This is a genomic window from Aestuariivirga sp. (assembly GCF_020252405.1).
Classification (GTDB): Bacteria; Pseudomonadota; Alphaproteobacteria; order Rhizobiales; family Aestuariivirgaceae; genus Aestuariivirga.
Genome location: NZ_JADCDA010000074.1, coordinates 15,014 through 27,674 on the forward strand (window position 1 = coordinate 15,014; position 12,661 = coordinate 27,674).

The 12,661-nt window shown below is 66.0% G+C and carries 11 protein-coding genes; 10 read left to right on the plus strand and 1 reads right to left on the minus strand.

Annotated features, from left to right (window positions below; genetic code table 11):
• Nucleotides 1-2 precede the first annotated feature (2 nt).
• Nucleotides 3-938 (minus strand): branched-chain amino acid ABC transporter permease LivH, encoded by a 936-nt coding sequence (locus tag IOC69_RS11150; protein WP_290543626.1) that lies wholly within the window; start codon nucleotides 936-938, stop codon nucleotides 3-5.
• 282 nt (nucleotides 939-1,220) lie between these two features.
• Here IOC69_RS11150 and IOC69_RS11155 point away from each other — a divergent pair, with 282 nt between their 5' ends.
• The 10 genes from IOC69_RS11155 to fni all read left to right on the plus strand — a co-directional run bounded on the left by IOC69_RS11155 (nucleotide 1,221) and on the right by fni (nucleotide 12,313).
• Nucleotides 1,221-1,757 (plus strand): PadR family transcriptional regulator, encoded by a 537-nt coding sequence (locus IOC69_RS11155; protein WP_290543627.1) that lies wholly within the window; start codon nucleotides 1,221-1,223, stop codon nucleotides 1,755-1,757.
• A gap of 20 nt (nucleotides 1,758-1,777) precedes the next feature.
• The gene (locus tag IOC69_RS11160) at nucleotides 1,778-2,923 is read left to right on the plus strand and encodes an efflux RND transporter periplasmic adaptor subunit (protein WP_290543628.1); all 1,146 of its coding nucleotides are present in this window, start codon (nucleotides 1,778-1,780) and stop codon (nucleotides 2,921-2,923) included.
• A gap of 10 nt (nucleotides 2,924-2,933) precedes the next feature.
• Nucleotides 2,934-6,104, plus strand: a complete 3,171-nt coding sequence (locus IOC69_RS11165; protein WP_290543629.1) for an efflux RND transporter permease subunit — start codon at nucleotides 2,934-2,936, stop codon at nucleotides 6,102-6,104.
• 549 nt (nucleotides 6,105-6,653) lie between these two features.
• Nucleotides 6,654-7,556, plus strand: coding sequence for a chlorophyll synthase ChlG (gene chlG, locus IOC69_RS11170; protein WP_290543630.1), 903 nt, complete (start codon nucleotides 6,654-6,656; stop codon nucleotides 7,554-7,556).
• Nucleotides 7,553-8,866, plus strand: a complete 1,314-nt coding sequence (locus IOC69_RS11175; protein ID WP_290543631.1) for a BCD family MFS transporter — start codon at nucleotides 7,553-7,555, stop codon at nucleotides 8,864-8,866. The genes chlG and IOC69_RS11175 overlap by 4 nt, the downstream gene beginning before the upstream one ends.
• 4 nt (nucleotides 8,867-8,870) lie before the next feature.
• On the plus strand, nucleotides 8,871-10,058 hold the full coding sequence (locus tag IOC69_RS11180; protein ID WP_290543632.1) for a geranylgeranyl diphosphate reductase: 1,188 nt from the start codon (nucleotides 8,871-8,873) through the stop codon (nucleotides 10,056-10,058).
• Nucleotides 10,055-10,543 carry a TspO/MBR family protein gene (locus IOC69_RS11185; RefSeq protein ID WP_290543633.1) on the plus strand — a complete coding sequence of 163 codons (489 nt, stop codon included), beginning with the start codon at nucleotides 10,055-10,057 and terminating at the stop codon, nucleotides 10,541-10,543. Before IOC69_RS11180 ends, IOC69_RS11185 begins: the two co-directional genes overlap by 4 nt.
• A 7-nt stretch (nucleotides 10,544-10,550) precedes the next feature.
• Nucleotides 10,551-10,850, plus strand: a complete 300-nt coding sequence (locus IOC69_RS11190) for a hypothetical protein (RefSeq protein WP_290543634.1) — start codon at nucleotides 10,551-10,553, stop codon at nucleotides 10,848-10,850.
• Nucleotides 10,851-10,877: 27 nt separating this feature from the next.
• Nucleotides 10,878-11,258, plus strand: a complete 381-nt coding sequence (locus IOC69_RS11195) for a cytochrome c family protein (RefSeq protein ID WP_290543635.1) — start codon at nucleotides 10,878-10,880, stop codon at nucleotides 11,256-11,258.
• Between the two features lie 38 nt (nucleotides 11,259-11,296).
• Nucleotides 11,297-12,313 carry a type 2 isopentenyl-diphosphate Delta-isomerase gene (fni, locus tag IOC69_RS11200; protein WP_290543636.1) on the plus strand — a complete coding sequence of 339 codons (1,017 nt, stop codon included), beginning with the start codon at nucleotides 11,297-11,299 and terminating at the stop codon, nucleotides 12,311-12,313.
• Nucleotides 12,314-12,661 lie beyond the last annotated feature (348 nt).

The following is a 12,661-nucleotide window of genomic DNA, read 5'->3' on the forward strand; positions in this document are numbered from 1 at the left end:
GATCAGACCTTCTCCACTTCCGGTTTTCCGAGCAGGCCCTGCGGCATGAAGATCAGCACGATGATCAGCACCGTGAAGGCCGCGACATCCTTGTATTCGACGGTGAAATAGGCCGACCACATGGTTTCGATGAGCCCGATCACGAGGCCGCCGAGCATGGCGCCGGGCAGCGAGCCGATGCCGCCCAGCACCGCCGCCGTGAACGCCTTGATGCCGGCGAGGAAGCCCACGAAGAAATCGGTGACGCCATAATAGAGGAAGAACATCAGGCCGGCGAAGGCCGCGAGCGCGGCGCCCATGATGAAGGTGACGGAGATGGTGCGGTCGACGTCGATGCCGAGCAGCGCCGCCATCTTCTGGTCCTGCTCGCAGGCGCGCTGGGCGCGGCCGAGCGGCGTCTTCTGGATCAGCACGGTGAACACCGCCATCAGGATCAGGGTTGAGACGATGATCAGGATTTGCATGTTGGTGAGCCTGACGATGAACTCACCCGCCTCGCTCACACGGTGCATGATTTCATAGCCGCCGGTGACGATGGGCTGCACCGGCTTCGGCCGGCCCTCCTGGTTCACGCGGACGAATTCCTGCAGCACGATGGACATGCCGATGGCCGAGATCAGCGGCGCAAGCCGGAAGGACCCGCGCAGCGGCTTGTAGGCCAGCCGCTCGATGGTCCAGTTATAGGCCGCCGCCACGATCATGGCGATGGCGGCCACCATGATGAGCGCGAGAAGGATCAGCAGCAGGCCGCTGCCGCCGGTCAGGCCGATCCCCAGCACCACCAGAAAAGCGGTAACTGAACCCACCATGAACACATCGCCATGGGCGAAATTGATCATGCCGATGATGCCATAGACCATCGTGTAACCGATGGCGATCAGGCCATAAATCGACCCGAGCGTAACTCCGTTGATCAGCTGCTGGAGAAAATACTCCATGAGCCCCCCTGTGTGACTGACCGCCGGCGCCGGATTTTTTTGGCTGCCGTAAATTTGTCATAGAGGGATTGGTTTTCGAACACAAGCAGATGAGGCCGCGCGCCGGAACAACTGAAGTCCGCCGGGGTGGCGATAAGAGCATGATCCGCAAAAGTGGAACCCGCCTTTGCGACAAGATTGAACTGCCACCGAACCCGCTCAAAATTCCATGTTGCGTCCTATGTTGACCCGATATATATCGCATCGTTATATCAGACTGGCATATATCGGAACGGAATTGCCATGAACGTCAGGACGCTCTGCCTTGGCGTCCTCTCCTCCGGGGAGGCGTCGGGCTACGAGATCAAGAAGGAGATCGAGGAGGGGATGTTCAGCCACTTCATCGATGCAAGCTTCGGTTCGATCTATCCCGCGCTCACCCAGCTGGCGGGCGAAGGGCTGGTGACGGTGCGCGCCGAGGAGCAGTCCGGCAAGCCGGACAAGAAGGTCTATGCCATCACCCCCAAGGGCAAGGATGCGCTGGCGCGGTCGATTTCGGTCGTGCCGGGGCGGGACAAATACAAGTCCGAATTCCTGTTCCAGATGCTGCTGCAGGAATATATCGCGCCTGCCGCCATGCTGGCGGCCATCGACAAGCACCTTGCCGATCTGCGCGCCGATCTCGCCCGTATCGACGAATGCGAATGCGCGGAGCAGCCCCATGCCGGGGCGCGTTTCGTCGCGGGCTATGGCCGGGCCGTGCTGACGGCGGCGGTCAATGTCCTCATCGAAAAGAAGGCGGAACTCCTGCGGCGGATGGCGCCGCTGGCCGCCGAATAGCACATCCGGGAACGCAACACATGATCCGCCGTATTCTCTATCTGTTTCTCGCCACTGTCCTTCTGGGGGGGCTTGCCGGCGCCATTTATTACTATGCCTTCGACTTCAAGCCGAAGATGCTGGCGGACGTTATCCTCGGCGCCCCGCGCCCGCCCGAGACGGTCTCGGCCGAGCTGGCGCGGACCGACACCTGGCAAACGCGGATTGCCGCCATCGGCACGGTCACGGCCTTTCAGGGCATCGACATCACGCCCCAGGTGGGCGGCATGGTCACCGAGATCAAATTCGAGTCCGGCCAGGACGTGAAGAAGGGCGATCTCCTGGTGAAGCTCGACACCGAGACCGAGGAAGCCGATATCCGCTCCATCTCGGCCGAACTCGCCAACAACCAAACCGAGCTGACGCGCCGCGAGGGTTTGCTCGCCAAGGGCATTGTGGCCGTCACCGAGCTTGACGCGCTGCGGACCAAGCAGCGCGTGCTCGAGGCGACTTTGGACCGCCGCCGCGCCGAGGTTGCGCAGAAATTCATCTACGCCCCGTGGAACGGCCGTGTGGGCCTGCGCGACATTGCGGTGGGCAGCTATCTCGCCCCGGGCCAGAAAATCGTCTGGCTGCAGCAGATCGATCCGATTTACGTCGATTTCAATGTCACGGAAGCCGACTATGCCCGCATCGGGGACGGCCAGAAGGTGACGGTCAGCCTCAACGCCTATCCCGGCCAGAGCTTCACCGGCAAGATCGTCACGACGGATGCCCGCCTCTCCGACACCAACCGCATGATCACGGTGAGGGCCGAGATCGACAATCCGGACAAGAAGCTGGTGCCCGGCATGTATGCCAATGTGCTGGTCGACGTGGGCGCGCCGGAGCAGGTGGTCACCGTGCCGCAGACGGCTGTCACATTTTCGCTCTACGGCGACAATGTCTTCGTGGTCAACGCCACCAGGGCGAAGGACAGGGACGGCAAGGATGTGGACGAACTCGTGGTCGAACGCCGCTTCGTCAAGGCAGGCCCGGTGCGCGACGGGCGGGTGGCAATCGTCAGCGGCATCAAGGATGGCGACAAGGTCGTCACCGCCGGCCAGAACAAGATCGACCAGGGCAGCAAGGTGGTGATCGACAATTCGGTCGCGATGAAGCTGCAGGACACGACGACGGTCCAGTAGGAACAGCGCGATGCATTTCACCGACATCTTCGTCAAGCGACCGGTCCTTGCGACGGTCGTCAGCCTGCTCATCCTGCTCGCGGGCCTCCAGGCCGTTTTCAAACTGCCGATCCGCCAGTTCCCGGAGGTCTCCGACACCAGGATCGAGATCACCACGGTCTATCCCGGCGCCAACGCCGACCAGATCAAGGGCTTCATCACCACGCCCCTGCAGCAGGCCGTGGCCTCCACCGAGGGCGTGGACACCATCGAGTCGCGGTCCTCGCAGAATGTTTCGACCATCACGCTCAAGCTGCGGCTTGACGCCAATGCCGACCGGGCGCTGGCGGACGTTTTGTCCAAGGTGAACGAGGTCAAGGGCGTCCTGCCGGAGGAGGCGAACGATCCCGTGGTCAAGCGCACCACCGGCGCGGGCTTCGCGCTGATGTATATCAGCTTCAAATCCGATGAGATGTCCGCCCCGCAGATCTCGGATTATCTTGACCGCGTGGTGAAGCCGAAGCTGCAGGCGATCAATGGCGTCGCCTCGGCCGAAATCCTCGGCGGCTCCACCTTCGCCATGCGGGTGTGGCTCAACCCGGAGAAGATGGCGGCGCTGGGCATCACGCCGCTCGACGTGCGCAACGCGCTGGCCGCCAACAACTTCACCACCGCCGCGGGCGAGGTGAAGGCGGATTTCACCCAGCAGAACATCAACGCCCAAACCTCGCTCGAAACGCCGGAGCAGTTCGAACAGCTCGTTGTCGCCACCCGCGGCGACACGGTGATCCGCCTGGGCCAGGTGGCGGCCGTCGATCTGGGTCCTGAGAACTATGACACGCGTTCGGCCTTCGATGGGCTCAAGGCGGTGTTCATGGGCATCCAGACGACGCCCGACGCCAACCCGCTCACCGTCATCAGCACGGTGCGCAACACCATGCCGGAAATCCAGCGCCAGTTGCCTTCGGGGCTTGAGGCCAATATCGCCTATGACGCGACGATATTCATCAATGCCTCGATCTGGGAAGTCGGCAAGACGCTGCTGGAAGCCAGCGCGATCGTCATCGTCGTCATCTTCCTGTTCCTGGGGTCCATCCGTTCGACCATCATTCCGGTGGTGACGATCCCGCTCTCGCTCATCGGCGTGGCGCTGGTGCTGGTGGCGCTGGGCTATTCGATCAACCTTCTCACGCTGCTCGCGCTGGTGCTGGCCATCGGCCTCGTGGTCGATGACGCCATCGTGGTGGTCGAAAACATCCACCGCCACATCGAGGAGGGGATGACGCCGTTCGACGCGGCGCTGCGCGGCGCGCGGGAGATCACCGGCCCGGTCATCGCCATGACCATCACGCTGGCGGCGGTTTATGCGCCCATCGGTTTCACCTCGGGCCTCACCGGCGCGCTGTTCCGCGAATTCGCCTTCACCCTGGCGGGCGCGGTCATCGTGTCGGGCGTCATCGCCCTCACGCTCTCGCCGATGATGACGTCGAAGATGCTGAAGCCGCATGCGAAGCTGTCGTGGTTCGGCAGGCTCGTCGAACGCGTCTTCGGCGGCCTGCAGCGCTTCTACCGCCGCCGCCTTGACGGCGCCGTCAGGCAGCGGTCTGTGTTCGCATGGATTGCGGTGTTGACCGTCGTGCTGTCGGGCGTGCTCTACAATGCCCTGGGCCGCGAGCTTGCGCCGGCGGAGGACCAGGGCGTGCTCTTCGTCTTCGTCAACGCGCCGGAGCACACCAATCTCGACTATCTCACCACCTACACCGACGAGCTGACCAGGATCATGATGGCGGTGCCGGAGCGCCAGAATCTCTTTGCCATCGACGGCTTTCCCAACACGCATCAGTCCTTCATGGGCCTGATCCTGAAGCCGTGGGACGAGCGCTCGCGCACCGACCTCACGGTGCTGGGCGAGCTGCAGCCGAAGTTCATGGGGGTTTCGGGCGTCAGTATGTTCGCCACCGCGCCCTCCGCCATCCCGATCGGCGCGGGCGATTTGCCGGTCGAGTTCGTGCTCACCTATCCGGGCGACTACACCCGCCTTGCCGACACGCTCGACAAGCTGAAGGCGGAGGCCGACAAATCGGGCCTCTTCATCTTCACCAACGCCGACCTGCGCTTCCAGACGCCGCAGGTGGAACTGGTGGTGGACAAGGACCGGGCCAACCGCCTGGGCGTCACCATGCAGGACATCGGCGCCACGCTGGCAACGCTTCTGGGCGGCAACAACGTCAACCGCTTCACGGTCGATGGCCGCAGCTATCAGGTGATCCCGCAGGTGCCGCGCACCGAGCGCTCGTCGGTTGACCAGATCCTGGATTTCCGCGTGCGCGCGGCGGATGGGCAGATGGTGCCGCTCTCCGCGTTCACGGAGGTCTCGAAGACGGTGCAGCCCAACGGGCTTGCCACCTTCCAGCAGCTCAACTCCGCCATGCTGCAGGGCGTGCCGTTCCCCGGCCGCACCATCGGCGAGGGCATCAACTTCCTGCGGCAGAAGGCTGACGAGATCATGCCGCAGGGCATGGCCTATGACTTCAAGGGCGAAAGCCGCCAGTTCGTGAAGGAAGGAAACACGCTGACCATCACCTTCGCGGTGGCGCTGCTGCTGATCTACCTCGTGCTCGCCGCGCAGTTCGAAAGCTTCCGCGATCCCTTCATCATCCTCATCGGCCTGCCCGCCACGGTTTTCGGCGCATTGTTCGTGCTGTTCATACTGGGCGAGATCAACGGCGCGATGATGAACAACCCGCCGGTCAACCTGGGCTCCGGCACGATCAACATCTATACCCAGATCGGCCTCGTGACGCTCATCGGCCTCATCGCCAAGCACGGCATCCTGATGGTGGAGTTCGCCAACAAGCTGCAGGAGACCAAGGGCTACGACAAGGACACCGCCATCAAGGAAGCCGCCGCCACGCGCCTGCGGCCCATCCTGATGACGACGGCCGCCATGGTCATCGGCGTCACGCCGCTGCTCGTCGCCAGTGGGGCGGGCGCCAAGAGCCGCTTTGACATCGGCGTGGTCATCGCCGCGGGCATGACCATCGGCACGCTGTTCACGCTGTTCATCACGCCGGCGATCTATTCCTTCTTGGCGCGCGACCGCCGCCATATGCACGACCGCGAGAATGCCTCCGATATGCTGGCCCCGCATGCGGACCGGCCCGCGAATGACATGCGGCCCGTGCCGAAGGCGGCGGAGTAGGGCGCGCGCCGCCCGGAGCGAGGCCCTCATCCGGCCTGTCGGCCACCTTCACCCATCCCTGCGGGACGGGAGAAGGACCCGGTGAGGGAGATCGCGCAACGAGTCCTTCTCCCGTTGGCGAAGCCAATGGGAGAAGGTGGCCGACAGGCCGGATGAGGGCTCTGTCGGCGCGACGGGCGCGTCAGACCAAGCTCCCCGGCGCCTTCTGCATCCGCGCCATGGCCTTCCTGTCGGCCACCTTCTTCCATCCCTGCGGGACGGGAGAAGGACCCGGTGAGGGAGATCGCGCAACGAGTCCTTCTCCCGTTGGCGAAGCCAATGGGAGAAGGTGGCCAAAGGCCGGATGAGGGCTCTGTCGGCGCGACGGGCGCGTCAGACCAAGCTCCCCGGCGCCTGCTGCATCCGCGCCATGGCCTTGCCGATCTCCGCCTCGCTGCCGGCGAAGGACAGCCGGATGTCGGCTCTTGGCGGGATGACCGCCGGAGGGGGAGCAATTCGGTCTGTCAACACAGATTGACAAGTCAAACTGTCAGTTATAGCGTTTCCCTCATGGCGAACCTTGCCTCCACCCGGCCTGTTCCGGTGCTGCCGCAGCTTGCGGCGGCGTTGCAGTTGCTCAAGCCTGTGACGTGGTTTCCGCCCATGTGGGCCTTTGCCTGCGGGGCGGTGTCCTCCGGTCTGTCCCTGGGCGGTCGCTGGGGCCTGGTGCTGGCGGGCATGGCGCTGTCGGGTCCCCTGGTCTGCGGCACATCCCAGGCGGTGAATGACTGGTTCGACCGGCATGTGGACGCGATCAACGAGCCCGGTCGGCCCATTCCCTCCGGGCGCATTCCGGGGCGCTGGGGGCTCTATATCGCCATCATCTGGACCGTGCTGTCGCTGGCCGTGGCGCTGGCCCTGGGGCCTGTGGTGTTCTGGGCGGCCTTATTCGGCATGGCCATGGCCTGGGCCTATTCCGCGCCGCCGTTGCGGCTGAAGGCCAATGGCTGGTGGGGCAATGCGGCGGTGGGCCTCTGTTATGAGGGGCTGCCGTGGTTCACCGGGGCGGCCGTGCTGCTGGCCGCCGTGCCGGGCTGGCCCATCGTGGTGCTGGCGCTGCTCTATTCGCTGGGGGCTCATGGCATCATGACGCTCAACGATTTCAAGGCCATCGGGGGCGACACGCGGATGGGCGTGCGCTCGCTGCCCGTTCAGCTGGGCGTGGAGGGGGCCGCCCGGGTGGCCTGCGCGGTGATGGCGCTGCCGCAGGCGGCGGTGATCGGGCTGCTCTTCATGTGGGGCAAGCCCATGCATGCGGCGGCGGTGATCGCACTGCTCGCCGTGCAGCTCGTCATGATGAGGCGCTTTCTTGGCGAACCGGTGCGGCGGGCGCTGTGGTATTCGGGGCTGGGCGTGCCGCTCTATGTCTCGGGCATGATGGTGAGCGCTTTTGCGCTCAGGGGGCTGGCATGACGTCCTGGGCGGGCATCGCGCGATTCGGGCTGGTGCAGGCGGCACTTGGCGCCATCGTGGTTTTGACGACGTCGACCATCAACCGCGTGATGATCGTGGAACTGGCGCTGCCGGCCATGGCGCCGGGCCTGCTGGTGACGTGGCATTATGCGCTGCAGGTGCTGAGGCCCTCATGGGGCCATGGCTCCGACAAGGGCGGGCGGCGCACGCCGTGGATCGTCGTCGGCATGGGCGCGCTGGCGCTGGGCGGTTTCGGCGCGGCGCTCTCCGTGCATCTGATGCAGCAGAACATGGCGGTGGGGGCGATTGCCGCCATGGTCTCCTTCACCCTGATCGGGGCCGGCGTGGGGGCGGCGGGCACCTCGCTGCTGGTGCTGCTCGCCGGCCAGGTGGAAGAGCAGCGGCGCGCCGCGGCGGCGACCGTCGTGTGGATCATGATGATTGTGGGCTTCATCGTCACCGCGGCCCTTGCCGGGCATTTCCTCGATCCCTTTTCCAGCGGGCGGCTGATGGCGGTCGCGGCCTGCATCTGCACCGCATCCTTCCTGCTCACGCTGATTGCGGTGCGGGGGCTCGAGAAGGACCGCGTGGCGGAAAAGCGGCAGGCGGGCAAGGCGCCCTTCAAACAGGCCATCGCCGAGGTCTGGTCCGACACCGCCGCGCGGCGTTTCGCGATCTTCATTTTCGTGTCCATGCTGGCCTATTCGGCGCAGGACCTGATCCTCGAGCCCTTCGCCGGTCTCGTCTTCGGGCTGACGCCGGGCCAGTCGACCGCGCTTTCGGGCGTGCAGAATTCGGGCGTGCTCGCCGGCATGGTGCTGGTGGGTGTTGCCGCCACGCTTGCGCCCCGGCTGATGACGCTGCGGAGCTGGACGGTTGCAGGCTGCATCGGCTCGGCGCTGGCGTTGCTCGGGCTCGTGATGGCGGCGAAGGTTGGGCCCGGCTGGCCGCTGAGGCCCTCGGTCTTCGCGCTCGGCTTCTGCAATGGCGTGTTCGCGGTGGCGGCCATCGGCTCGATGTTCAACATGGCGGGCAGCGGTGCCTCGCGCGAGGGCGTGCGCATGGGGCTGTTCGGCGCGGCGCAGGCCATTGCCTTCGGCATCGGCGGCTTTGCGGGAACCGCCCTCGCCGACATTTCGCGCCTGGCGCTCGGCTCGCCGGCGATGGCCTATGCGGCGGTCTTCGCGGTGGAGGCGGGCTTGTTCATCTTCGCGGCAGTGCTCGCCGCGGCGGTGGGGGCGAAGGACGGATTTGGACAGGCGGCAAACCCCCTGGTGCTCGCGGCGCGCCACCAGGCAAGCGGGAGTTAGGCTCATGCTGGCGGAGACGGTGTATGACCTTGTGGTGGTGGGCGGCGGGCCTTCGGGCGCCACGGCCGCGCATGATGCGGCGAAGGCGGGCCTCTCGGTCGTGCTGCTCGACCGGGCGGGGCGCATCAAGCCCTGCGGCGGGGCCATTCCGCCGCGCTGCATCCGCGATTTCGAGATTCCGCCGGAGATGCTGGTGGCGCGCATCTTCTCCGCCCGCATCATTTCGCCCTCGGACCGCAAGGTCGACATGCCGGTGACCAATTCCTATGTCGGCATGGTGGATCGCGGACCCTTCGACGAATGGCTGCGCGCCCGCGCGGCCGGGGCCGGGGCGGAGCGGTGCACCGGCACTTACGAAAGCTTCTCGCGCGATGGCCATGGCGCCGCGACCGTCCACTACAGGGACAGGGACGGCGCGGAAATCAAGCTGCGCGCCCGCTGCGTGATCGGCGCTGACGGGGCATTGTCGCGCGTCGGCAAGGACACGGTGCCGGGGGCGCACAAGATCCCTTACGTCTTCGCCTATCACGAGATCGTCGCGGCCCCCGGGACGCGGTCGGAGGAATATGAGTCCGACCGCTGCGACGTCTATTACCGCGGCAGCCTGTCGCCCGATTTCTATGCCTGGGTGTTCCCGCACGGCAAGACCATGAGCGTGGGAACGGGAAGCGCCCACAAGGGCTTCCCGCTGAAAGGCGCTGTGGCGGAGCTTCGCCGGCAGATGGGCTTCGATGGCCAGACCATCCGCCGCGAGGGCGCGCCCATTCCGCTGAAGCCGCTGAAGCGCTGGGACAATGGCCGCGACGTGGTGCTGGCAGGCGATGCCGCGGGCATGGTGGCGCCCGCCTCGGGCGAGGGCATCTATTACGCCATGCTGGGCGGCAGGCTGGCGGCCGATGCGGCGATCGCCTGTCTGCGCACGGGCGATGCGCGCCATCTGGCCACGGCGCGCAAGCGCTTCATGAAGGAGCATGGCCGCATCTTCCTCATTCTCGGCATCATGCAGTATTTCTGGTATCGAAACGACAGGCGCCGCGAGAGCTTCGTCAAGATGTGCGCGGACAAGGACGTGCAGCGCCTCACCTGGGAATCCTACACGGAGAAGAGGCTCTCCCGCAAAGGCCCCATGGCGCATGTCAAAATTTTCCTAAAAGACATGGCGCATCTTCTGGGCATCGCGCGCCCGACATGAACTGGCCGCCCGAGTTCCTCTGGCCGCTGGGCATCGCCTCGGGCGCCGCCATCGTGGTGGCCGTCGCCGGCGCGGTGCTGACCGAGACCGGCCCCTGGTACGACAATCTGAGGAAGCCTTCGTGGAAGCCGCCGGACTGGGCCTTCGGGCCCGTGTGGACCATGATTTTCGTTCTGACGGCGGTCGCCACCGCGCTGGCCTGGCAGGCCGCCGCGGGCACGGGCGCGCGGCCGCTGATCTTCTGGGCGCTCTTCGTCAATGCCGTCGTCAACATCGCCTGGAGCGGCATTTTCTTCAAGCTGCGCAGGCCGGACTGGGCGCTGGGCGAGGTGGCGCTGCTGTGGTGTTCGGTGCTGAGCCTCGTCATCGTGCTGGGCTCGGTTTCCACCTGGGCGGGGGTCCTGGTTGTGCCCTACCTCGTGTGGGTGTCGATCGCCTCCTTCCTCAATCTGCGCATTGTGCAGATGAACGGCCCCTTCGGGTGACGGGGCGATGGAGCAGTTCGTAAGCTCGGGTCATCTCGCAACGGCGATCCTGGTGGCGATCGCCATCGAGGTGGCCGCCGCGGGCTGTTATCTCTGGCGGCGGCGCAACACCCGCCTCCTGTTGTGTTTTGTGGCCAATGGTCTGGCCGGCGCGTCGCTGGTGCTGGCGCTGCGCGCCGCGCTGCAGCAATCGGGATGGCTCTTCGTCGCGGTCTACCTCGTGGGGGGACTGCTTGCGCATCTGGCCGATGTGGTTCTAAGACTGAGCCTCGCGAGACATGCCGATGGCGTGCCTTCGACCGAGTGACCGACAACCCCCGTGAAGGATATTCCGATGATCGAGAAAGCCATCTTCGCCGCTCTGGCCTCAGCCGTGCTGTTCGCCGCCCCGGCCCATGCCGCGGGCGATGCCGCCGCCGGCGAGAAGGTCTTCGCCCAGTGCAAGGCCTGCCACGAGAACGAGAAGGGCGTGAACAAGATCGGCCCGACGCTGAAGGGTGTCGTGGGCCGCAAGGCGGCCTCGGTCGAGGGCTTCAAATATTCCGCCGCCATGACCAAGAAGGGCGAGGAAGGCGTGGTCTGGGACGAGGCGACGCTCACCGCCTACCTGCCCAACCCCAAGGCCTATGTGCCGGGCACCAAGATGGCCTTCGCCGGCCTGAAGAAGCCGGAGGACGTGGCCAACGTCATCGCCTATCTCGCGGCCCATCCCTGATCGCCCGGCCCGCATGACCGGCTCAGGCGCATGACCGCATGAGCGAGATCGGGCGCCGCAAGCGCGACCATATTGACATCGTGCTCTCCGGCGCGGCACGGCACGGCGTGCCCGCCGGTTTCGATGATGTCCGCTTCCGGCACGATGCGCTGCCGGAGGTGGATTTCGGCTCCATCGACCTCTCGACCCGCTTCCTCGGACGGTCGCTGCGGCTGCCTTTCCTCGCCTCTTCCATGACCGGCGGGCCGGAGGTTTCGGGCGGCATCAACCGCGCCATCGCGGAAGCCGCGGAGCAGATGGGCTTTGCCATGGGCGTGGGCTCGCAGCGCATTTCGCTGACGACGCCTGACCGCTCCGGGCTGGGGCCGGAGCTCCGCCGCATCGCCCCCTCCATTCCGATTTACGGCAATCTCGGCGCTGTCCAGCTGGTGAACGGCATGGGGCCGGACGAGGCGCGGCGCGCGGTGGAACAGCTCCAGGCCGATGCGCTGATCCTGCATCTGAACCCGGTGCAGGAAGCGGTGCAGCCCGGCGGCGACCGCAACTGGTCGGGCGTTCAGGCGGCGGTCGGCCGGCTGGTCCGCGCGCTTCCCGTTCCGGTCATCGCCAAGGAAGTGGGCAGCGGCATTTCGGGCGCGGTGGCGAGGCGGCTGGTCGATTGCGGGGTGGCGGCGATCGATGTTGCAGGCGCGGGCGGCACCAGCTGGGCCGCCGTCGAGGGGGCGCGGCTCGCCGGCGCGCCGGACCAGAACCTTGGCGAGATCTTCCGCGACTGGGGCATCCCGACGCCGGTGTGCATTGCCGAGGTGCGGGCAGCCTGCCCGGACGTGCCGCTCATCGCCTCCGGAGGCATCCGCCACGGCCTCGATGCCGCCAGGGCGATCCGGCTGGGAGCGGACCTCACGGCCCAGGCGGCGTCACTTCTGCCCGCCGCAATGCAGGGCACGGAGGCCGTGGTGGCGCATGTTCAGGCTTTCGCCGACGCGCTGCGCATCGCCTGCCTGGCGACGGGGTCGAAGGACCTCACGGCGCTGCGCGGGGCGGGGCTGATCTAAGCCCTCACCACCCCCGGTCATCATGCCCGGACTTGTTCCGGGCATCCTTTCCGCCGCCGCCAAGAGGATCGCCGGGACACGCCCTGCGATGATGATGCCACCACCCCGGTCATCATGCCCGGACTCGTTCCGGGCATCCTTTCCCCGCCGCCCAAAGGATCGCCGGGACACGCCCGGCGATGATGATGCCACCACCCCGGTCATCATGCCCGGACTTGTTCCGGGCATCCTTTCCGCCGCCGCCAAGAGGATCGCCGGGACACGCCCGGCGATGATGATGCCACCACCCCGAGGCGAATCGCATATGGCGGCGGCGTGTCTTGTGCCATGTCAATTTTCCCTTCTCCC

Excerpts from the sequence above, each read along its gene's own strand:
- IOC69_RS11150 (WP_290543626.1), bottom strand. The coding sequence starts at position 938 with ATGGAGTATTTTCTCCAGCAGCTGATCAACGGAGTTACGCTCGGGTCG.
- IOC69_RS11155 (WP_290543627.1), top strand. The coding sequence starts at position 1,221 with ATGAACGTCAGGACGCTCTGCCTTGGCGTCCTCTCCTCCGGGGAGGCG.
- IOC69_RS11160 (WP_290543628.1), top strand. The coding sequence starts at position 1,778 with ATGATCCGCCGTATTCTCTATCTGTTTCTCGCCACTGTCCTTCTGGGG.
- IOC69_RS11165 (WP_290543629.1), top strand. The coding sequence starts at position 2,934 with ATGCATTTCACCGACATCTTCGTCAAGCGACCGGTCCTTGCGACGGTC.
- chlG (WP_290543630.1), top strand. The coding sequence starts at position 6,654 with ATGGCGAACCTTGCCTCCACCCGGCCTGTTCCGGTGCTGCCGCAGCTT.
- IOC69_RS11175 (WP_290543631.1), top strand. The coding sequence starts at position 7,553 with ATGACGTCCTGGGCGGGCATCGCGCGATTCGGGCTGGTGCAGGCGGCA.
- IOC69_RS11180 (WP_290543632.1), top strand. The coding sequence starts at position 8,871 with ATGCTGGCGGAGACGGTGTATGACCTTGTGGTGGTGGGCGGCGGGCCT.
- IOC69_RS11185 (WP_290543633.1), top strand. The coding sequence starts at position 10,055 with ATGAACTGGCCGCCCGAGTTCCTCTGGCCGCTGGGCATCGCCTCGGGC.
- IOC69_RS11190 (WP_290543634.1), top strand. The coding sequence starts at position 10,551 with ATGGAGCAGTTCGTAAGCTCGGGTCATCTCGCAACGGCGATCCTGGTG.
- IOC69_RS11195 (WP_290543635.1), top strand. The coding sequence starts at position 10,878 with ATGATCGAGAAAGCCATCTTCGCCGCTCTGGCCTCAGCCGTGCTGTTC.
- fni (WP_290543636.1), top strand. The coding sequence starts at position 11,297 with ATGAGCGAGATCGGGCGCCGCAAGCGCGACCATATTGACATCGTGCTC.